Here is a 21,184-nt window from a genome sequence, read left to right as displayed (position 1 = left end):
AAGTTGGCCGGATCCCGTCCGGTGTCCGGCAGGAGGTGTCCGCTATCCGGGCGACGGCGGGATGGCGGCGGTCCGGTGAGCCGGGCACGCCGCCGCCACGGGGCCCCGTCCTACGCTCTGTCGCCGGTCCGCCCGTCCCCGTGCCACGAGCGCCACAGCGCCGCGTACACCCCGTCCGCAGCCACCAGGGCGTCGTGCGTGCCCAGTTCGGAGAGCCGGCCGTCCTCCATCACGGCCACCCGGTCCGCGTCGTGCGCGGTGTGCAGCCGGTGCGCGACGGCGACGACCGTACGGCCCTCCAGCACGGCGGCCAGGGCGCGCTCCGCGTGCCGGGCGGTCGCCGGGTCGAGCAGGGCGGTCGCCTCGTCGAGGACCAGTGTGTGCGGGTCGGCCAGCACCACGCGCGCCAGCGCGAGCTGCTGCGCCTGGGGGCCGTCGGTGGGGTGGCCGCCCTCGCCCAGCTCGGTGTCCAGCCCGCGCGGCAGCTCCCGCACCCAGCCGTCCGCGCCCACCGCCGCCAGCGCCGCCCACAGCTCCTCGTCCCCGGCGTCCGGTGCGGCGATCCGCAGATTGTCCCGGACCGACCCCAGGAAGACATGGTGCTCCTGGGTCACCAGCACCACCTGCCGCCGCAACCGCTCCGGGTCCAGCGACGCCACCGGCACCCCGCCCACGGTCACACTCCCGGCGGCCGGCGCGTCCACCCCCGCCAGCAGCCGGCTCAGCGTGGTCTTGCCCGCGCCCGACGGCCCCACCACCGCCAGCCGTTCGCCCGGCGTCAGCGTCAGATCCACCCCGCGCAGCACCTCGCCGCCCCCGTCGTACGCGTGGCGCACGCCGGTCACGTCGATGCGGTCGTCCGCAGGGTCCGGGGCGTCACTGCGCCCGGCCGCGCGCGGCGCCCGGGCCAGCCCTTCCACCCGGGCGAACGAGGCGCCGCTGGACTGGAGTTGCTCCAGCCGCATCAGCACCTCGTCCAGCGGGCCGCTCAACTGCAGCAGGTACAGAGAGGTCGCCACGACCGCGCCCAGGCTCACCGCGCCCCGCGCGTGCAGCCACCCGCCGCACAGCAGCACCCCCGCCACCGGCACGACGTACGACAGCTCGACCACGGGGAAGAACACCGAGCGCAGGAACAGCGTGCGCATACGGGTGCGGCGGGACGTCTCCAGCGCCTCCCGGCTCGCCCGGATCCGCCGCTCCTCCATCCGGAACGCCTCCACGGTGCGGGCGCCCGCCGCAGTCGACGCGACGACCTCCGCCACGTCCGAGTTGGCCGCGCCCTCGGCGAGGTACGCGTCCCGGGCCCGCCGCAGGTACCAGCGCAGCACCAGCCAGATCGGGGTGAGGCACAGCAGCCCCAGCGCCCCCAGCAGCGGGTCCACGACCAGGATCGCGACCATGACGAACAGCGACTGCACCAGGTTGACCAGCAGCGAGGGACCGGCGTCGCGCAGCGTGGTGCCCACGGCGGTCACGTCCGCCGTGCCGCGCGTCGTCAGATCGCCGGTGCCGGCCCGCTCCACCACGGCGGACGGCAGCGCCAGCACCCGGTCCACGAACCGCTCCCGCACCCGCGCCAGGGTCCGCTCCCCGAACCGGTGCCCCACGTAACGGGCCCAGCGGGACAGCAGCAGCTGCGCCACCGCGCACACCAGGATGGCCGGGGCCAGCCGGTCCACCACGCCGGTGCCGCCGCCCGCCCGCACCTCGTCGACGATCCGCCCGAGCAGCCACGGCCCGGCCAGACCGGCGAGGGCCGCCGCGCCGTTCAGCGCCAGCACGCCCGCGAAGGCCCGCCCGTCCGCCCGCACCAGCTCCCCGGCCGCCCGCCGCACATCGGCCGGTTCCGCCACCGGCAGTCGCTCGCCGCTCACCGGGCCACCTCCTCGGGGGCTTCCTGTCCGGCGTCCCTGGCGACCAGGCGCCGGTACTGCGGCTCGTCGTCGAGCAGCCGGCGGTGGGCTCCGGTCGCCGTCACCTTGCCGTCGGCCAGGAACAGGACCCGGTCGGCCCGGTCCAGGACCAGCGGCGAGGTGGTGACCAGCACCGTTGTGCGGCCCTCGCGCGCCGCGCGCAGCCGGTCGGCGACCAGGGCCTCGGTGTGCGCGTCGAGCGCCGAGGTCGGCTCCACCGCCAGCAGCACCTCCGGGTCGGCGAGCAGCGCCCGCGCCAGCCGGACCCGCTGCCGCTGGCCGCCCGACAGACTGCGGCCCTGAGCGGACACCACCGAGTCAAGGCCGTCCGGCAGCCCGCGCACCACGTCGTCGGCGGCCGCCGCGCGCAGTGCGGCCAGCACCTGTTCGTCGGTCGCCCCGCCCCGGCCCGCGACCACCTCGCGCAGCGGGCCCGCGAACAGCGCGGCCTCCGGTTCGGCGACCAGGATCCGCTCCCGCACCCGGGCGAGCGCGACCTCGTCCAGCCGGACCCCGCCCCAGGTGACCTCGGACGGTGTGTACCGGCCCAGCCGGTCCACCACGGCCGCCGCGTCGGCGGGCCGGGCGCACACCAGCGCGGTCAGCCGGCCCGGCAGCACCCGCACCCCCGACTCGGGGTCCTCCAGCGTGGACGGCTCGGCGGGCGGTTCGGCGGTGGCCGCGTCCGGCGGCGGCCGCAGCCGCAGCAGGGCCGCCACCCGGCCGGCCGCGACCACGCCCCGGCTGAGGTAGTAGCCGCACTCGATCAGGAACATCACCGGCCACACCAGCACGGTCACATAGCCGTACACCGACACCAGTTCGCCGATGGTGATGTCGCCCTGTGCGGCCTGCCGGGCGGCGATCCACGTCACCACCGCGAGGAACAGCGCCGGCAGACCCGCGGCCAGCGCCTGCATCCAGCTGGTCACCGCCCCCACCCGGTAGCCCTGCTCACGCAGCCGCCCCGAGTCGCGGCGGAACGCGTCCGCGACCAGCCCCTTGCCGCCCAGTCCGCTCAGCACCCGCAGTCCGCCCGCGAGGTCCCCGATCCGCGCGGTCAGCACCCCCTGCCGCTCCCGGTACTCCGTCTCCGCGCCCTGCAGCCGCCCGGCCAGCGGCCCCACCACGAGCCCGATCACCGGCACCCCCAGCAGCACCACCGCGGCCAGCAGCGGTGACACCGTCAGCAGCAGCATCGCCACCGCCGCGTACGCCACGACCGCGCCGATGCCCGGCCCCACGGCGGTGAGCGACTGGGCGATCACCTGGACGTCGCCCACACCGATCGTGACGACCTCCCCGGCCGCCGCCCGCCGGTCCAGCGCCGCGCCCAGCCGCACGGTGTGCCCGACGACCACCTTCACCGTGCGGAAGTTGGCGTCCATCCGCACCTTCGTCATCGTGCGGTGCCGCATCATGCTCAGCCAGGCGTTGAAGGCGGTCACCAGGACCAGCAGACCGGCCCAGCCGGCCAGCGCCGTCATGTCGCCCGTCCCCAGTCCGTCGTCCACCGCCCGGGACATCAGGTACGGCGTGGACGCCAGCAGCACCATCCACACGCTGCCGTACACCGCACCCGCCAGACTGCGCCCCGGCTGCCGGCGCACCAGCCACCACAGATAGCGGGCCCCGCCGCGCCCGTCGGGCGTGCCGGGATCCCCGTAGGCGTCGATCACGTGCGCTTCCCTCCCCGTGCGGCCCGGCGGCCGGCGTGTCTCGTCGGTCGTCTCAGGGGCGTTCGCGGAACGGTGCGAGCGTGGCCCGTATGTGTTCGGCGGCGCCCCAGTCGGGCTCGAACTGGGCGACGACGGCCAAATGCTGACGCAGCTGCAGGACCGGCATCCGCTCCCGCCAGCCGGCGTCCAGCCCGGTCAGCTCGGCGTACCGCTCGAAGAACACCCGCGCCTCGGGCGGCGGCGCGGTCGTCCACAGATGGGCGAGGTCCACCTCGGCCCAGGTGTACGACACGGCCGGGTCGATCAGCGCGGGCCGGCCGTCGGGTGCGGCCATCACGTTCTGCGCCCACAGGTCGCCGTGGGTCAGACAGGCGGGCCGGTCCGGCAGCAGCTCGGGCAGCCGGTCGCACAGCCGTTCCAGCGCCCGGCGGTCGGCGGCGTCCAGCGCCTCACGGACCCGGGGCTCCTCCAGCCAGCGCAGCAGCCGGTGCCGGGCGAAGAACTCGAACCCGTCGTCGGTCCAGGTGTTGACCTGACGGCGACGGCCCAGCCAGTTGTCCCGGTGCCAGCCGAACCGGTCGTGGCGAGTGGTCGTGTGCAGACGCGCGAACGCGTGCGCGCACTCCTCCCAGAACGCCTTCGTGTCCGGCCGGGGACGCAGCACCGACAGCACGAGCAGGTCCCGCTCGGCGAGCACCACGTCCGGCGTGACGACACCGCCCGCCTCGTGCAGCACGGCCAGCCCCTCGGCCTCCGCCGCGAAGGCGTCGTCCGCCGGCGGCTCGCCGAACGCCTTCACGAAGAGCCGGGTGCCGTCCGCGCGGCGGGCCAGACCCGCGGTCGCGGCGAGCCCCCCGGAAGCCGGCTCGACCGCGCCGACGTCCGTGAGACCGGCCGCGTGCAGCCGCGCGAGCAGCATCGACGTCGCCTCCGTCACGGGTGTGCTCCTCTCGGTCGGTCCCCCGGCGCGCCCCCGGGAGCGGGCTCCGACGACGGCGGCGGCCGTCAGGCCAGGCTGTCCCGCCAGGCCCGGTGCAGGTCCGCGAACCGGCCCTTGCCGCCGGTCAGTTCGTCCGGGCTGCCGTCCTCCACGATCCGCCCGTGCTCCATCACCAGCACCCGGTCCGCGATCTCCACGGTGGACAGCCGGTGCGCGATCACCACCGCCGTACGGCCCTTCAGCACCGTGGCCATCGCCCGCTGCACCGCCCGCTCCCCGGGGATGTCCAGCGAGCTGGTCGCCTCGTCGAGGATCAGCACGGCCGGGTCCGCGAGCAGCGCCCGCGCGAACGCCACCAGCTGCCGCTGTCCCGCCGAGATACGGCCGCCGCGCTTGCGGACGTCCGTGTCGTAGCCGTCGGGCAGCGCGGCGATGAAGTCGTGCGCGCCGATCTCCTTGGCCGCCTGCTCGATCTCCTCGCGGGTGGCCTCCGGACGGCCGATCGCGATGTTCTCGGCGACCGTCCCGGAGAACAGGAACGCCTCCTGGGTCACCATCACCACCTCGCGCCGCAGGTCCCGCCCGGTCAGGTCGCGCAGGTCCACCCCGTCGAGCAGCACCCGCCCGTCGCTGGGGTCGTAGAACCGGGCGAGCAGCTTCGCCAGCGTCGACTTGCCCGCGCCGGTGGAGCCGACCACGGCGACGGTCTGCCCGGCCGGCAGGGTGAGGCCGAAACGGGGCAGCACCTCGCCGCCGGTGCGGTACGCGAACCGCACGTCGTCGAAGACCACCTCCCGCCCGGGGAGACCGGAGCGCCGCCCCGGCAGCTCGCGGGGCGCCGCAGGCTCGGGCACGGACGGGCTCTGCGCCAGCAGGCCGGCGATCTTCTCCAGCGAGGCCGCCGCCGACTGGTAGGAGTTGAGGAACATGCCCAGCCGGTCGATCGGGTCGTACAGCCGCCGCAGATAGAGCACGGCCGCCGCCAGCACACCGAGCGCCAGCGTCTCCCCGGCCACGCGGTAGGCGCCCCACAGCACGATCAGCGCAACCGTGGTGTTGGCGGTCACCCGGGAGCCGACGACGTAACGGGCCATCTCCAGCAGCGCGTCGCCGTTGGTCTTCTCGTGCCGCCGGTTCAGCACCGCGAAGTCTGCGTCGTTGGCCTTCTCGCGGCGGAAGGCGCGTACGGGGCGGATGCCGTTCATCGTCTCGACGAACTTCACGATCACCGCGGCGATCGCCGTCGACCGCTTCCGGTACACCCGCTGCGCCCGCCGCTGGTAGGACCGCACCAGCAGGTACAGCGGCACGAACGACGCCACCGCCACCGCGCCGAGGCCCAGGTCCAGCCAGAGCAGCAGCACCGAGATGTACACGGCGGACAGGATGGTCATCACCAGTTCCTGCAGGCCCTCCTCCAAGAGCTCCCGCAGCGACTCGACGTCGGTGGTGGAGCGGGAGATCAGCCGGCCGGAGGTGTAGCGCTCGTGGAAGTCCACGCTCAGCGCCTGCGCGTGCCGGAAGATCCGGCCGCGCAGATCCAGCAGCACGTCCTGGCTGACCCGGGCGGAGGCGGTGATGAACGCGTACTGCAGCGCCCCGGCGGCGGACGCGCACAGCAGATAACCCACCGCCACCGCGACCAGCGGCCCGTGGTCGCTGTCGCGGAACGCGGGCACCGCGCGGTCGATCGCGTACGCCACCAGCAGCGGGCCCGCCTGCACGGCGGCCTGCTGAAGCAGCAGCAACAGCGCGGTCAGCGCCACCCGGCCGCGCATCGGCGCGAGCAGGGAACGCAGCAGCGCGCCGGTGGCGCCCGGGGGAGTGGGCAGCACGTCCCGGTCGAAGGGGTCGCCGCCGCTCTGCTCCGGTGAGCGGTCGTCGTCCTCGTCGCGGACGGGTGCGGTCGTGGCCGCCGTCATCGCTGCTCCTCCAGTTCCTCCGCCGGGTCGCCCGACATGAGGTGGGCGTACTCGGCATTGCCGCGCAGCAGTTCGTGATGGGTGCCGACCGCCGTGATCCGTCCGCCGGACAGCAGCGCCACCCGGTCGGCCAGCAGCACCGTGGACGGGCGGTGCGCGACGATCAGCGCCGTGGTGTCGGCGAGCACCCGGCGCAGCGCGGCCTCGACGGCGGCCTCGGTGTGCACGTCCAGCGCGGACAGCGGGTCGTCCAGCACCAGGAAGCCGGGGCGCCCCACGACCGCGCGGGCGAGCGCGAGCCGCTGCCGCTGCCCGCCGGAGAGGCTCAGGCCCTGCTCGCCGACCTGGGTGGCGGTGCCCTGCGGAAGGGCGTGGACGAAGTCGGCCTGGGCGACGGCCAGGGCGCGGTCCAGGTCCTCCTCGCCGCTGCCGCCGCCCATCAGGACGTTCTCGCCGACGGTCGCGGAGAACAGCGTGGGCTCCTCGAAGGCGACGGCGACCCGGGAGCGCAGCTCCTCCCGGGACATGTCCCTGATGTCCCGCCCGTCGAGGGTGATGCGCCCCTCGGTGACCTCGTGCAGCCGGGGCACCAGCGCGGTCAGCGTGGTCTTGCCGCTGCCGGTCGCCCCGACGAGCGCCAGCGACTCGCCGGGCCGGATGTGCAGGTCGACGCGGTCCAGCACGGGCGGCGAGTCCTCGGGCGCGTCCGGGTAGCGGAAGGTGACGTTCTCGAACCGCAGCCCGTCCTCCCGGGAGCCGCCGTCCTTCGCCGGGGACGCCGTGGTTCCCGACTCGGGCTCCGCGTCCATCACCTCGAAGTACCGCTCGGTGGCCGTCGCCGCCTCCTGGCTCATCGCCAGCAGGAAGCCGATCGAGTCCACCGGCCAGCGCAGCGCCAGCGCCGTGGACAGGAACGCCACCAGGGTGCCCGCCGACAGCTCGCCGTCCGCCACCTGAACGGCGCCCAGCACCAGCGCCGCGCCGATGGCCAGTTCCGGCAGGGTCACGATGATGCCGAGGATCGTCGCCAGCAGCCGCGCCTTGTGCAGCTCCATGCCCCGCAGCTTCCCCGACAGCTCCCGGAACGCCCGCGCCTGGCTGCGGTGCCGGCCGAACCCCTTGATGATCCGGATGCCGAGCACGCTCTCCTCGACCACGGTCGTCAGATCGCCCACCTGGTCCTGCGCCTGCCGCGCCGCCCGCGAGTACTGCTTCTCGAACACCACGCAGGTGATCAGCACGGGCACCGCGGGCACCAGGATGACCAGCCCCAGCGTCCAGTCCTGGACCAGCATGATGATCACGCCGACCAGGATCGTCACCCCGTTGACCAGCAGGAAAGTCAGCGGGAACGCCAGGAACATGCGCAGCAGCATGAGGTCCGTGGTGGCCCGGGACAGCAACTGGCCCGAGGCCCAGCGGTCGTGGAAGGCGATCGGCAGCCGCTGCAGATGCCGGTACAGGCCGGCCCGCATCTCCGCCTCGACGTGCGACAGCGGCCGCGCCACCAGCCAGCGCCGGAACCCGAACAGCAGCGCCTCCGCCAGCCCGAGCAGCAGCAGGTACAGCGCGCCGAGCCACACCCCCGCCGGGTCCCGGTCGGCGATGGGCCCGTCGACCATCCACTTGAGCACCAGCGGGATGACGAGCCCTATGCAGGACGCCAGGACGGCGACGAACGCGGCGGTGAACAGGCGCGCCCGCACAGGCCGCACGTACGGCCACAGCCGTAGCAGCGTCCGCACGGTGGAGCGGGGTTCCCGGGGAGAAGGTGTAGTGGGCATCAGCAGTGAGCGTACGGTTCGCCACTGACGCTGCCCACCGAATTCCGGCCCGGTCCGCCTCGGCCGTGAGTCCTACGACCGGCGCCGGGGGGCCGCCCCACCTCGGTGAACCCCCGCCACAGGCCCGGGAGTCGTACCACTCCATCGGCCGATCGGACGATGCGCGGCCGAGCGCGACGGCCGATGTCCGCGCGCCCCGGTCACGGCGACACTGACCGTCGTGTCCGTCATCGACGTCACCGGTCTGCGCAAGGCCTACGGCGGCCGGCCCGCCGTCGACGGGGTGTCCTTCTCCGTCGACGAGGGCGAGATCTTCGGGATCCTCGGCCCCAACGGCGCGGGCAAGACGACCACCGTGGAGTGCGTGGAAGGGCTGCGCGTCCCCGACGCCGGCCGGGTCCGGGTCGCCGGACTCGACCCCGTCGCCGACCACGAGGAGGTCACCCGCGTGCTCGGCGCGCAGCTCCAGCAGAGCGAACTCCAGCCCAAGCTGACCGTCCGCGAGGCCCTGGAGCTCTACGCCTCCTTCCACCACCGTCCCGCCGACTGGCGGCCCCTCGCCGAACGCCTCGGCCTCACCGCGAAGCTGACCACCCGGTTCGCGAAGCTGTCCGGCGGCCAGAAGCAGCGCCTGTTCATCGCGCTCGCCCTGATCGGCAACCCGCGGGTCGTGGTGCTGGACGAGCTGACCACCGGTCTCGACCCGCGCGCCCGGCGGGACACCTGGGAGCTGATCGAGGACATCCGCGCCGGCGGCGTCACCGTCCTCCTCGTCACCCACTTCATGGAGGAGGCCCAGCGCCTCTGCGACCGGATCGCGGTCATCGACAAGGGACGCGTCGCCGCCCTCGACACCCCGGCGGGACTCGTCCGCCGCTCGGCCGGGGCCACCGTCATCAGCTTCACCCCCTCCGCCCCGCTCGACGACGCCGGCCTCAACGCGCTGCCCGGGCTCGCCTCGGTCGCCCGCAAGGACGGCCGCATCACCCTGTCCGGCACCGACGACACGGTCAACGCCGTCCTCACCCTCCTCGCACGCTCCCGCGTCACCGCCCACCAGCTGCGCGTCACCGACGCCACCCTGGACGACGCCTTCCTGGACCTCACGGAGAACACCGCATGAGCACCGGACCGGTCGACACGGCAGTGCTGCGCACCGAGTTCCGCCTCTTCCGGCGCGAACCCGCCGGCATCTTCTGGGTCGTGCTCTTCCCGGCCCTGCTGCTGGCGATCCTCGGGTCGATCCCGTCCTTCCGCGAGGCCGACCCCGCCCTCGGCGGACTGCGCCCGGTCGACGCCTACGTGCCGGTCACCCTCCTCCTCGGGCTGATCATCGGCGGACTCCAGGGGATGCCGCCCACGCTCACCGGCTACCGCGAGACGGGCATCCTGCGCCGGATGTCCACCACACCGGTCCGCCCCTCCGCCCTGCTCGCCGCGCAGATGACGGTGCTCGGCGCCGCCTCGCTGATCTCCGCGCTGCTCACCCTCGCGGTCGGCCGCCTCGCCTTCGACGTCGCCCTGCCGAGGCAGCCGCTCGGCCACCTCCTGGCGCTGCTGCTCGCCCTTGCCGCCTCCCTCGCGCTCGGCGCGCTGCTGAGCGCACTCGCCCGCACCGTGAAGATCGCCACGGCGACCGGCTCCACCGCCCTGTTCCCGGCGATGTTCACCGCGGGCGTGTGGCTTCCCGTCGAGGCCATGCCGGACCTGATGGCCGACATCGTCGGCTGGACCCCGTTCGGCGCGGCGGCCCAGGCCCTCGACGAGGCGTCCGCGGGCCATTGGCCGGGAGTGTCGCACCTCGCCGTCACGGCGGGCTGGGCGGTGCTGCTCACCGCCGGTGCGGTGCGCTGGTTCCGCTGGGAGTGAGGACGGGCGTGGCGGACACTGGTGCGATGCCGCACGCGACGGACGCGACGAGGAACGGGTCGGGGATCGAGCAGCGCTGGGCCCTGTTCCACCGCTGGGGGCCGTACGTCCTGCTGGGCGCGGGCACCGTGCTGGCGGCGGCCACCGCCGGGCCGCTCGGCATGACCCGTGCGGAGGTGTACGCCTGCGGCGTGCTGGTCGTCGCGGCCCTCGTGCTCCAGCTGTGGTGGGAGCGGGCGTCACACCGCGCCGAGGGGCCGACACGGACGAGCGCGGTGTACTTCGCCGTCCGCATGGCGATCGGCTTCGCCCTCACCTGGATGAACCCGTTGTTCGCCTTTCAGGTGGCCGTCAACTACTGGGACGCGGGGCGGCTGTTGCCGCAGCGGCTCGTCGTCCCCGGACTGGTGGCGGCGGCCGCCACGGTCGCCGGCTCGCAGAGCGGCGGGCTGCCGCCGGACGGCCCGACCGGCTGGCTGGTCTTCCTCGGGCTCGCGGCCGTCAACCTGGGACTGCTCCTGCTGTTCTCCCACCTCGCCCGTCTGGAGGAGGACCGCGCCCGTACCCAGGCGGCGACCATCGCCGAACTCGGACGCACCAACACGGCGTTGCAGCAGGCCCTCGACGAGAACGCCGCCCTGCACTCCCAACTGCTGGTCCAGGCGCGGGAGGCCGGGGTCGCCGACGAGCGCCGCAGGCTCGCCGCCGAGATCCACGACACCCTGGCCCAGGGGCTGACCGGCATCATCGCCCAGCTCCAGGTCGCCGCGAACACCCCCGACCCGGCCGCCGGCCGCGACCGTCTGGACCGGGCCCTCGCCCTGGCCCGCGAGAGCCTCGGCGAGGCCCGCCGCTCCGTGCACAACCTCGCCCCCGTCGCGCTCACCGACGGCGGCCTGCCCGGCGCGTTGAGGCGGGCCGTCGTCGAGTGGAGCGAACGCAGCGGTGTGAAAGCCGAGTTCGCCGTCACCGGGACCGCCGAGCCGCTGCACGACGAGATGGCGGCCACCCTGCTGCGCATCGCCCAGGAGGCCCTCGCCAACACCGCGCGCCACGCGGCGGCCTCCCGCGCGGGCGTCACCCTCTCCTTCATGGGCGACGAGGTCACCCTCGACATCCGCGACGACGGCCGCGGCTTCGACCCGCTCGCCGTCCCCGCGCACACCTCCGCCGGCGGCTTCGGCCTCGGCGGCATGCGGGCCCGCGCCGAACGGGTCGCCGGGGCCCTCACGGTCGAGTCCGAGCCGGGCGGCGGCACGGCGGTCTCGGCTCGCGTACCGTTGGTCCGCCATGACCCGTGACGCCGCCCCCGACGAGACCGACCAGGCCGTGCCCGTGATCACCCTGCTCGTCGTCGACGACCATCCCGTCGTCCGGGACGGCCTGCGCGGCATGTTCGAGTCCGCGCCCGGCTTCCGCGTGCTCGGCGAGGCGGCCGACGGCGCGGCGGCGCTCCGGCGGACGGCGGAGCTGGACCCCGACGTGATCCTGATGGACCTGCGGATGCCCGGCACGGGCGGCGCGCAGGCCATCCGGGAGCTGACCCGCCGGGGCGCCCGCGCCCGGGTGCTGGTGCTGACCACGTACGACACCGACTCCGACACGCTGCCCGCGATCGAGGCGGGCGCGACCGGCTATCTCCTGAAGGACGCCCCGCGCGAGGAGCTGTTCGCGGCCGTCCGGGCCGCGGCCGAGGGGCGTTCCGTGCTGTCCCCGGCCGTCGCCTCCCGGCTGGTGTCCGCCGTCCGCGCGCCCCGCACCCCGGGCGCGGAGCCGCTGTCCGCGCGGGAGCGGGAGGTGCTGGCGCTGGTCGCCAAGGGCACCCCCAACCGGGAGATCGCCCGCGAGTTGTTCATCAGCGAGGCCACGGTGAAGACGCACCTGACGCACATCTTCGCCAAGCTGGGCGCCAAGGACCGGGCGGCGGCCGTGGCGACGGCGTACGACCGGGGCATCCTCGGCTGACCGCGGGTCGCACCTCGCGTCAGGGACGCACCCGCAGCAGCAGCACCGACCGCCCCGGCACGGTCACCGGCGCCCCGGCCCGGTGCACCACGGAGGGTGCGCGGTCCTGCTCCTCCCGCGCCGTGTCGACGACCACCTCGTACCGCTCGGCCCACGGAGGCCCGGGCAGGACGAAGTCCACCGGATCCGCGCCCGCGTGCAGCACGGCCAGGAAGCTGTCGTCGAGGACCGGCGCGCCCTGCTCGTCGCGCCCCGGGATGTCCCGCCCGGAGAGGTACATGCCGAGCGTGGCGGCCGGGGCGTACCAGTCGTCCTCGGTCATCTCCCGGCCGTGCGGGGTGAACCATGCGAGGTCGCGCAGCCCGTCCGCGGAGTGCGCCCGGCCGGAGAAGAAGGAGCGGCGGCGCAGCACCGGGTGCCGGTGGCGCAGCGCGATCAGCCGCGAGGTCAGCTCGGCCAGGGGCCGCCACTCCGGGTCGTCGCGCAGGCTCCAGTCCACCCAGCCGGTCTCGTTGTCCTGGCAGTAGGCGTTGTTGTTGCCGCGCTGGGTGCGGCCCATCTCGTCGCCCGCCACCAGCATCGGCACCCCCGTCGACAGCAGCAGCGTGGTCAGCAGGTTCCGCAGCTGCCGCCGCCGCAGGGCGCGGACGTCCGGGTCGTCCGTCCCGCCCTCCGCGCCGCAGTTCCAGGACCGGTTGTCGTCCGTGCCGTCACGGTTGCCCTCCCCGTTGGCCTCGTTGTGCTTCCGGTCGTACGACACCAGGTCGCGCAGGGTGAAACCGTCGTGCGCGGTGACGAAGTTGACCGAGGCGTAGGGCCGCCGTCCGCCCCAGGCGTACAGATCGCTGGAGCCGGACAGCCGGTAGCCCATCTCCCGCACGTCCGGCAGCGCATGACGCCAGAAGTCCCGCACGGCGTCCCGGTAGCGGTCGTTCCACTCCGTCCACAGAGGCGGGAAGGCGCCCACCTGGTAGCCGCCGGAGCCCACGTCCCACGGCTCTGCGATCAGCTTCACCCGGCGCAGCACCGGGTCCTGCGCGATCACCGCGAGGAACGGGGAGAGCATGTCGACGTCGTGCATGGAGCGGGCGAGCGCCGCCGCCAGGTCGAAGCGGAAGCCGTCGACGCCCATCTCCGTCACCCAGTAGCGCAGCGAGTCCGTGATCAGCCGCAGCACGTGCGGCTGCACCACGTGCAGGGTGTTGCCGCAGCCGGTGTAGTCGGCGTACCGGCGGGCGTCGGGCTGGAGGCGGTAGTAGCCGCGGTTGTCGATGCCCTTCAGGGACAGCGTGGGGCCCAGTTCGCCCCCCTCGGCGGTGTGGTTGTAGACGACGTCGAGGATCACCTCGATGCCGGCCGCGTGCAGGGCGCGCACCATCCGCTTGAACTCGCCGACCTGCTGCCCGGCCGTCCCGGAGGCCGCGTAGGCGGCGTGCGGGGCGAAGTAGCCGACGGAGTTGTAGCCCCAGTAGTTGCGCAGGCCCCGGCGCAGCAGATGGTCCTCGTGCGCGAACTGGTGCACCGGCAGCAGCTCGACGGCCGTCACGCCCAGCTTCACCAGGTGCTCGATCGCCGCGGGGTGCGCGAGCCCCGCGTAGGTGCCGCGCAGTTCCTCGGGGATGTCCGGGTGCCGCTTGGTGAAACCGCGTACGTGCAGCTCGTAGATGACCGAGTCGGCCCACGGCGTCTTCGGCCTCCGGTCGTCCGCCCAGTCGTCGTCGTCATGGACGACCACCCCCTTCGGCACGTACGGCGCCGAGTCGCGGTCGTCGCGCACCGTGTCCGCGACATGCTGCTCCGGCCAGTCCCGGACGTGCCCGTACACCTCTGGCGGCAGCACGAAGTCCCCGTCCACGGCGCGCGCGTAGGGGTCGAGCAGCAGCTTCGCCGGGTTCCAGCGGCCGCCCGTCCACGGGTCCCAGCGGCCGTGCACCCGGTAGCCGTACCGCTGCCCCGGCATCACCCCCGGCACGAAGCCGTGCCAGATGCCGTGCGTCAGCTCGGTCAGCGGGGCCCGGCTCTCCCGGCCGTGCTCGTCGAACAGGCACAGCTCCACGCCCTCCGCCCCGCCCGCCCAGAGCGCGAAGTTGGTCCCCGCCACCCCGTCCGGGCCGGTGCGGAACCGGGCGCCCAGCGGCGTCGGCCGGCCCGGCCGGACGGGCACCGTGGGCACGGGCGGCGCCGGCCGCGCGCCGTTCACGACGACGGCCGGGCGCCCGTCCCCGGTGGCCCGCTCTGCGGCCACCGCCTCCTGCTCGGCTGCGCTGGACACCTGTCAGCCTCCCGCGGCTCGTGGGGGACGACGGCGGACAGGTGAGCCACGGCCCGTGCGGCTCCGGCCGTGGCTCCCCGGTGTGTCGTCCTCCCACAGTTCTGCCCAGAGCGCGCCTCGCACTCACGTTTCCCCGAGGGGCGGCACGGTCGTTTCCCGGAGGCGCGGCCCGTCGTTGGGTACCGCGTGAGGCACGTAACTGGGCGCGCACGGCGCGCGAGGGCCGCGCTGGCCGTCGTCATGACATGGGCAGGACTGCTGACCGCGACCGCCGGGTGCAGCCCGGAGGGTCCCGTCCCGGGGGCGTTCGGGCCGCCGGGACGCGGGGACGTCGTCCAGGTGTCCCCGCGCGACGGCAGCAAGGGCGTACGTCCCGGCGACCCGCTGCGGGTGCGGGTGACCGAGGGCCGGCTCGAGTCGGTGAAGGCGGTCGTGTCGCAGGACGCGCGCGAGTCACCGGTCCCGGGCCGGATCTCCGAGGACGGGCGCACCTGGAAGCCGGACGACGAACGGCTGGCGCTGGCCGCGAAGTACACCGTCGACGCGGTCGCCGTGGACGGCTCGGGACGCCGCTCCGCCCGGCACACCACGTTCACCACGCACGTCCCGGAGGAACGCTTCATCGGCTACGTCGCCCCCGAGGACCGCTCCACCGTCGGCACCGGGATGATCGTCTCCCTGGAGTTCAACCGGAAGATCAGCCGCCGCGCCGCCGTGGAACGCGCGGTCCGGGTCACCGCACGCCCCGCCGTCGAGATCCGGCCGCACTGGTTCGGCGACACCCGCCTGGACTTCCGCCCCGAGGACTACTGGAAGCCCGGCACCGAGGTCACCGTCGACCTGGACCTGCGCGACGTCGAGGGCGCGCCCGGCGTCTACGGCCTCCAGCGCCGCACCTTCACCTTCACCGTCGGCCGCAGCCAGGTGTCCGTGGTCGACGCCGCCGCGCACACCATGCGGGTGCGGCGGGACGGGGAACTGCTCGCCACCGTGCCGGTCACGGCGGGCGCGGCGAAGACGCCCACGTACAACGGCAAGATGGTGATCACCGAGATGCTCGAGGTGACCCGCATGAACAGCCGCACGGTCGGCTTCGGCGGCGAGTACGACATCCCGGACGTCCCGCACGCCATCCGCCTGACCAGCTCCGGCACCTTCCTGCACGGCAACTACTGGGCCGCGCCCGAGGTGTTCGGCAGCGGCAACGTCAGCCACGGCTGCGTCGGCCTGCGCGACGTGAAGGGCGGCAGCGCGGACACCCCGGCGGGCTGGTTCTTCGACCGCAGCCTGATCGGCGACGTGGTCGAGGTGGTCAACAGCAAGGACCGGACCGTCGCCCCGGACAACGGACTCGGCGGCTGGAACATGAACTGGAAGGAATGGAAGGCCGGCGGCGCGGCGAACCGCCGCTGACCGCACCCCCTCGGCCGGGCCGTTGAACTTGGAACGGAACGGTGACAAAACCTCCGCCCCCCACGCTCCTGGCCTGTGGTTACCATTCGCCGTGTGCGCGAGAGGCGCGCTGGGGGGCCGGGTCCGGCCAGACCCGCCGAGGGGAGAAACAAGTGAACGTGGGGCCGATATCGGGGGCGTCGGTGGGCGCGCGGCGCGGCGGCAGGAAGCTGGCGGCGCTGGCACTCGGGGTGATGCTGGCGGTCACCGCCTGCGGCGGGGGATCGGAGACCGGGTCCGGCTCGCAGGACGGCACGGGCAAGGGCAAGGACTCCACGGCGGCGCGCAGCACGCAGTCCGAGGCCCGGGTGACCATCGTGCCGCGCGACGGCGCCAAGTCGGTCGAGACGAGCGGTGAGCTGAAGGTGACGGCCGCCGAGGGCAAGCTCACCGAGGTCGTCGTCAAGAATGCGAAGGGCAAGGCCGTCGAGGGAGCGATATCCGGGGACGGCGCCACCTGGACGCCGTCCACCCACCTCGCCGCCGACACCGCCTACACCGTGCACGCGGTCGCCAAGGACGCCGAGGGCCGCACCACCACGCAGGACTCCCGCTTCACCACCCTGACGCCGAAGGAGACGTTCGTCGGGCACTTCACCCCCGAGGACGGCTCCACCGTCGGCGTCGGCATGCCCTTCTCCCTCAACTTCACCCGGGGCATCACCAACCCCGACGACGTCGAGAAGGCCGTCCGCATCACCACCGAACCGGCCGTCGAGGTCGAGGGCCACTGGTTCGGCAACGACCGCCTGGACTTCCGCCCGCAGACGTACTGGAAGGCCGGCACCAAGGTCACCGTCGACCTGAACCTGGACGGCGTCGAGGGCCGCGACGGCGTCTACGGCGAGCAGTCCAAGCGGGTCTCCTTCACCATCGGCCGCAGCCAGATCTCCGTGGTCGACGCCAAGAAGCACACCATGAAGGTGATCCGCGACGGCAAGGTCATCAAGAAGATCAAGGTCACCACGGGCGCCCCGGGCTACGAGACCTGGAACGGCAAGATGGTCATCAGCGAGAAGCTGACGGTCACCCGGATGAACGGCGAGACGGTCGGCTACGGCGGCGAGTACGACATCAAGGACGTCCCGCACGCCATGCGCCTGTCCACCTCCGGCACCTTCATCCACGGCAACTACTGGGGCGGCGACGCCTTCGGCAACCGCAACGCCAGCCACGGCTGCGTCGGCCTGCGCGACGTGAAGGGCGGCTGGGACAAGAAGGCCCCGGCGGCCTGGTTCTTCGACAACTCGCTGATCGGCGACGTGGTCGAGGTCAAGAACAGCGACGACGCGGTGATCGCGCCGGACAACGGCCTCAACGGCTGGAACATGTCCTGGGAGAAGTGGAAGGCGTAGCGCCGCCGCTCACCCGACCCACGGCCCCGGTGTCCGCACCGGGGCCGTGGGCGTGTCCGCGGGGTTGTGAGCCACGGCACCGGCACAAGGGCCGTTGGTCACCGTGCTGTGCTTGCCCGGGGACAACCCCCGGACCCCCGGCCGGGTGTGAGCCACGGCACCGGAGCGCGTACCGTTAGTCACCGTTAACCTGCTGGCATGACCGTACATCTCGAAGTCGCCGAGGGCGTCGGCACGCTGCGCCTGGACCGCCCGCCCATGAACGCGCTGGACGTCGCCACGCAGGACCGTCTGAAGGAGCTCGCCGAGGAGGCCACGCGCCGCGAGGACGTGCGCGCCGTGGTGATCTACGGCGGCGAGAAGGTGTTCGCGGCGGGCGCGGACATCAAGGAGATGCAGGCCATGGACCACACGGCGATGGTCCTGCGCGCCCGCGCCCTCCAGGACTCCTTCACGGCCGTGGCCCGCATCCCCAAGCCGGTCGTCGCCGCCGTCACCGGCTACGCGCTCGGCGGGGGCTGCGAGCTCGCCCTGTGCGCCGACTACCGGATCGCCGGGGAGAACGCCAAGCTCGGCCAGCCGGAGATCCTGCTCGGTCTGATCCCGGGCGCAGGCGGCACCCAGCGGCTCGCCCGGCTCATCGGCCCGTCCAAGGCCAAGGACCTGATCTTCACCGGCCGTCAGGTGCGCGCCGACGAGGCGCTCGCCCTCGGCCTGGTGGACCGTGTGGTCCCCGCCGACGAGGTCTACGCCCAGGCGCACGCCTGGGCGGCGAAGCTGGCGCAGGGGCCGGCGCTCGCGCTGCGGGCGGCCAAGGAGTCGGTCGACGCCGGTCTGGAGACGGACATCGACACCGGTCTCGCGGTGGAGCGCAACTGGTTCGCGGGCCTGTTCGCCACGGAGGACCGGGAGCGGGGCATGCGCAGCTTCGTGGAGGAGGGCCCCGGCAAGGCGAAGTTCCTGTGACGAGCAGTTGAAATCCCCGCAAGGGACTTGCAGTTGACGTCATGTCTCATCTGGCCCTCTCGGCGGTACGCATTATGGGAGCCTTAACGCACCCTTAAGCCGTTTCCGTCGAGGGGGCCCGTCGATTGCCCGAGCATCAGTCGTTTTCGCAGGTCGAGCAGGTTTTCGGAGGCATCGACCTGCCTGTGGCACATGCCGGAGGACCTGGATCGGAGGGGGGCGTACGGGGGGCGTATTCCCTCGGAACGGCCCCGGCCGCCCCGGTGGGCGGCCATGATGGGGCCATGGCGGGGCTGGAGGGCATGGAACAGCCGCGGGGAGACGGACGCGCCATCGCGTCACGCTGGTCGCCGACGGTCGAGGACGAACGTGCCGTGCACGCGCTGGAGATGCACGGCGACCCCACGGAGGGTGAAGTTCCGCTCCCGTCCCTCCCCGAGTCCGCCGCCGTCGCCCGCCGGCTGGTCCAGATCGTCATCCTGCGCCGCTGGGGCCTGACCCCGAAGGTCACCGAGGACGCCGTGCTGCTCGTCTCGGAGCTCGTCGGCAACGCCGTGCGCCACACCGGGGCACGCGCCTTCGGCCTGCGCATGCGGCACCGCCGGGGCTGGATCCGCGTCGAGGTCCGCGACCCGTCCCGCGCCCTGCCCTGTCTGATGCCGGTGCAGGAGACGGACATCAGCGGCCGCGGCCTGTTCCTCGTCGACCAACTCGCCGACCGCTGGGGCGTCGACCTCCTCTCGCACGGCAAGACCACGTGGTTCGAGATGCGCGTGGCGGACCGCTGAGACCCCCGCCCGCGAGGCGGACCCGGGGGCACGCGCCACCGCCCGGCTTGAGTCTCCACCCGCTGGAAGGCCCACACTCCCCGACATGACCCACGACGGCACCGGGCTCCTCACCATCGGGGCGCTCGCCCGCGCCACCGGCCTGTCCGTGCGCACCATCCGCTACTGGTCCGACGAGGGCGCCCTGCCGCCCGTGGCGCGGTCCGCGGGCGGCTACCGGCTCTACGACGCCGGCTCCGTCGCCCGGCTGGAACTGGTCCGCACCCTGCGTGAACTGGGCCTCGGCCTCGACGACGTACGCCGGGTGCTCGCCGGCGAGACCACGGTCGCCCAGGTCGCGGCCGCGCACGTGGCCGCGCTGGACGCGCGGATCCGGTCGCTGAAGGTGACCCGCGCGGTGCTGTCGACCGTGGCCCGACGGGGCTCGACCGCCGAGGAGACGACCATGATGAACCGACTGGCCCGACTGTCCGCCGCCGAGCGCGCCCGCATCCTCGACGACTTCATGGCGGAGATCTTCCAGGGCCTCGACACCGCGGACCCCGACATCCGGCGTCGTCTGCGGTTCGCCGCGGCCGACCTGCCCGACGACCCCACCCCGGAGCAGGTGGACGCCTGGGTGGAACTGGTCGAGCTGATCCACGACCCGGAGTTCCGGACCGCCATGCGCGGGATGATCGAGTTCAACGCCGCGGACCGGGGTCCCGACGTGCCCGGCGGCAGCTCCCTGTGGTTCATGAGCCGCCTGATCCGCGGCGCCGGCGACGCCCTGCGCGACGGCGTCGAACCGGGCACGCCCCGCGCCGCGGCCGTGCTGCGCGAGCTGATCGGCGACGCCGACCCGGCCGCCGTGCTGAAGCGCCTCGCGGCGGTGGCCGACCCCCGCCTCAACCGCTACCGCGAACTGTCCGCCGTGGTGAACGGATGGGACCGGTCCTGCGCCCACGCCGAGGAGTTCGGGTGGGTGGTCGCCGCACTGGAGGCGCGGGCCGCCGGATAATCTTGCCCGCGTCAGTACCAGCATGAGAATGAGGGGCGGATCGGTGGCGGACATCGAGGAAGCACGCAAGCAGTTCGAGCGGATCGACACGAACGGGGACGGGTTCATCACCGCTGCCGAGTTCAAGACCGCGCTGGCCCAGGGCGGCGACTGGAACGTCACCGAGGCGGTCGCCGAGGCCATCATCAGGTCGCGGGACCTCGACGGCGACAAGCTCCTGTCCTTCGACGAGTTCTGGACCCACCTGAACAAGTAGGGACGGGACCTGGAGGACCGGGGACCCGTAGGACCGGACATTCCCCGGCGCCGGAGTTCCCGGCGCCGGGAATCCGCGCGGACGCCGCGCAGGGGCCGTACGGGCGAAAAGCGCCCGGAATGGTCCGCCCCCGCCCGGGGTTGGTGTCGATGATGGAGGTTCCCCCGGAAACCTCGGCGACATCGACCCCCGGAAAGGGCGAGGCGAGCAGACATGAAGATCGGCATCATCGGCGCGGGCAACATCGGCGGAAACCTCACGCGACGGCTCACGGCCCTCGGCCACGACGTGTCCGTCGCCAACTCCCGCGGTCCGCACACCCTGAAGGAACTGGCCGACGAGACCGGCGCGACCCCGGTGCGGGCCGAGGAGGCCGCCCGCGGCGCCGAGATCGTCGTCGTCACCGTGCCGCTCAAGGCCGTGCCGGACCTGCCCTCCGGGCTGTTCGACGAGGCCGCCGAGGGCCTGGCCGTCATCGACACCGGCAACTACTACCCCCGTCAGCGCGACGGCAGGATCGCCGGCATCGAGGACGAGGGCCTCACCGAGAGCCGCTGGACCGAGCGCCGGATCGGCCACCCCGTCGTCAAGGCGTTCAACGGCACCTACGCCCAGGACCTGCTGGACCGCCACCGCCCCGCGGGCGACCCCGAGCGCATGGCCCTCCCCGTCGCAGGCGACGACGAGGCCGCCAAGCGCAAGGTCCGCGAGCTGATCGAGGAACTCGGCTTCGACACCGTCGACGCGGGCGGCATCGACGACTCCTGGCGCCAGCAGCCCGGCACCCCCGTCTACGGCCTGCGCGGCGGCGTCGACGCCGTCACCCGCGCCCTCGCCGAGGCCTCCCCGGAGCGCCCGGAGGAGTTCCGGGGCTAGGGCCTTTCGTTCGGATCATCCCGGCGTCGCGGGGTCTGGCACGCACTCCCCCACTGCCCTGAACGGGCGGGGGGGGGCACCCCCAGCGGCGTTGTCGTCGGTTGCCAACGCTCCGCGTTGCCGCCCTCCTCCGCCTTGCAGCTG

Annotated in this window: 16 protein-coding genes and 1 pseudogene; 11 read left to right on the top strand and 6 right to left on the bottom strand. The window is 73.7% G+C overall.

The annotated features are described in order from the left end of the window. Window positions 1–110: 110 nt before the first annotated feature. From ELQ39_RS09050 to ELQ39_RS09030, 5 genes are all read right to left on the bottom strand, one after another. Window positions 111–1,877 (bottom strand): ABC transporter ATP-binding protein, encoded by a 1,767-nt coding sequence (locus tag ELQ39_RS09050; RefSeq protein WP_242591594.1) that lies wholly within the window; start codon window positions 1,875–1,877, stop codon window positions 111–113. Continuing rightward, complete coding sequence (locus tag ELQ39_RS09045) at window positions 1,874–3,595, bottom strand: ABC transporter ATP-binding protein (protein ID WP_242591593.1); 1,722 nt, start codon at window positions 3,593–3,595, stop codon at window positions 1,874–1,876. The genes ELQ39_RS09050 and ELQ39_RS09045 overlap by 4 nt, the downstream gene beginning before the upstream one ends. 52 nt (window positions 3,596–3,647) lie before the next feature. Beyond that, window positions 3,648–4,532 (bottom strand): fructosamine kinase family protein, encoded by an 885-nt coding sequence (locus ELQ39_RS09040; RefSeq protein WP_242591592.1) that lies wholly within the window; start codon window positions 4,530–4,532, stop codon window positions 3,648–3,650. Between the two features lie 68 nt (window positions 4,533–4,600). Then, window positions 4,601–6,457: an ABC transporter ATP-binding protein gene (locus tag ELQ39_RS09035; protein WP_242591591.1), complete on the bottom strand. Its 1,857-nt coding sequence runs from the start codon at window positions 6,455–6,457 to the stop codon at window positions 4,601–4,603. Continuing rightward, complete coding sequence (locus ELQ39_RS09030; protein ID WP_242591590.1) at window positions 6,454–8,241, bottom strand: ABC transporter ATP-binding protein; 1,788 nt, start codon at window positions 8,239–8,241, stop codon at window positions 6,454–6,456. The genes ELQ39_RS09035 and ELQ39_RS09030 overlap by 4 nt, the downstream gene beginning before the upstream one ends. A gap of 220 nt (window positions 8,242–8,461) precedes the next feature. On the opposite strand from ELQ39_RS09030, the gene ELQ39_RS09025 reads away from it, so the two are divergent. From ELQ39_RS09025 to ELQ39_RS09010, 4 genes are read left to right on the top strand one after another with little or no spacing between them, the layout of a single operon-like run. Then, entirely contained in the window at window positions 8,462–9,364 is a 903-nt protein-coding gene (locus tag ELQ39_RS09025; RefSeq protein WP_242591589.1) for an ABC transporter ATP-binding protein, read from the top strand. After that, entirely contained in the window at window positions 9,361–10,110 is a 750-nt protein-coding gene (locus ELQ39_RS09020; RefSeq protein ID WP_242591588.1) for an ABC transporter permease, read from the top strand. The genes ELQ39_RS09025 and ELQ39_RS09020 overlap by 4 nt, the downstream gene beginning before the upstream one ends. A 26-nt stretch (window positions 10,111–10,136) precedes the next feature. Further along, window positions 10,137–11,411, top strand: coding sequence for a sensor histidine kinase (locus tag ELQ39_RS09015; protein WP_242591587.1), 1,275 nt, complete (start codon window positions 10,137–10,139; stop codon window positions 11,409–11,411). Further along, window positions 11,401–12,075 (top strand): response regulator, encoded by a 675-nt coding sequence (locus ELQ39_RS09010; protein WP_277994655.1) that lies wholly within the window; start codon window positions 11,401–11,403, stop codon window positions 12,073–12,075. The genes ELQ39_RS09015 and ELQ39_RS09010 overlap by 11 nt, the downstream gene beginning before the upstream one ends. Before the next feature lie 19 nt (window positions 12,076–12,094). Here the strand turns inward: ELQ39_RS09010 and glgX are convergent, their stop codons facing one another. Next, on the bottom strand, window positions 12,095–14,347 hold the full coding sequence (gene glgX, locus ELQ39_RS09005) for a glycogen debranching protein GlgX (RefSeq protein ID WP_242591586.1): 2,253 nt from the start codon (window positions 14,345–14,347) through the stop codon (window positions 12,095–12,097). 186 nt (window positions 14,348–14,533) lie between these two features. Here glgX and ELQ39_RS09000 point away from each other — a divergent pair, with 186 nt between their 5' ends. From ELQ39_RS09000 to ELQ39_RS08970, 7 genes and pseudogenes are all read left to right on the top strand, one after another. Further along, window positions 14,534–15,760: an Ig-like domain-containing protein gene (locus tag ELQ39_RS09000; RefSeq protein WP_190005626.1), complete on the top strand. Its 1,227-nt coding sequence runs from the start codon at window positions 14,534–14,536 to the stop codon at window positions 15,758–15,760. 152 nt (window positions 15,761–15,912) lie between these two features. Then, complete coding sequence (locus tag ELQ39_RS08995) at window positions 15,913–17,154, top strand: L,D-transpeptidase (RefSeq protein WP_242591585.1); 1,242 nt, start codon at window positions 15,913–15,915, stop codon at window positions 17,152–17,154. Window positions 17,155–17,352: 198 nt separating this feature from the next. Beyond that, window positions 17,353–18,120, top strand: coding sequence for an enoyl-CoA hydratase/isomerase family protein (locus ELQ39_RS08990; protein ID WP_242591584.1), 768 nt, complete (start codon window positions 17,353–17,355; stop codon window positions 18,118–18,120). A gap of 284 nt (window positions 18,121–18,404) precedes the next feature. Further along, complete coding sequence (locus ELQ39_RS08985) at window positions 18,405–18,908, top strand: ATP-binding protein (protein WP_242591583.1); 504 nt, start codon at window positions 18,405–18,407, stop codon at window positions 18,906–18,908. 85 nt (window positions 18,909–18,993) lie between these two features. Further along, the gene (locus tag ELQ39_RS08980) at window positions 18,994–19,908 is read left to right on the top strand and encodes a helix-turn-helix domain-containing protein (protein ID WP_242591582.1); all 915 of its coding nucleotides are present in this window, start codon (window positions 18,994–18,996) and stop codon (window positions 19,906–19,908) included. A 43-nt stretch (window positions 19,909–19,951) separates the two neighbouring features. Continuing rightward, window positions 19,952–20,164: an EF-hand domain-containing protein gene (locus ELQ39_RS08975; protein WP_242595569.1), complete on the top strand. Its 213-nt coding sequence runs from the start codon at window positions 19,952–19,954 to the stop codon at window positions 20,162–20,164. A gap of 210 nt (window positions 20,165–20,374) precedes the next feature. Next, window positions 20,375–21,040 (top strand): annotated as a pseudogene (locus tag ELQ39_RS08970) (NADPH-dependent F420 reductase); the annotation flags it as partial. Window positions 21,041–21,184 lie beyond the last annotated feature (144 nt).

The organism is Streptomyces sp. GB4-14, assembly GCF_022696125.1.
Taxonomy (GTDB): Bacteria; Actinomycetota; Actinomycetes; order Streptomycetales; family Streptomycetaceae; genus Streptomyces; species Streptomyces werraensis.
The sequence above is the reverse complement of the archived record's forward strand: the minus strand, read 5'-3'. Positions and strand labels throughout refer to the sequence as shown.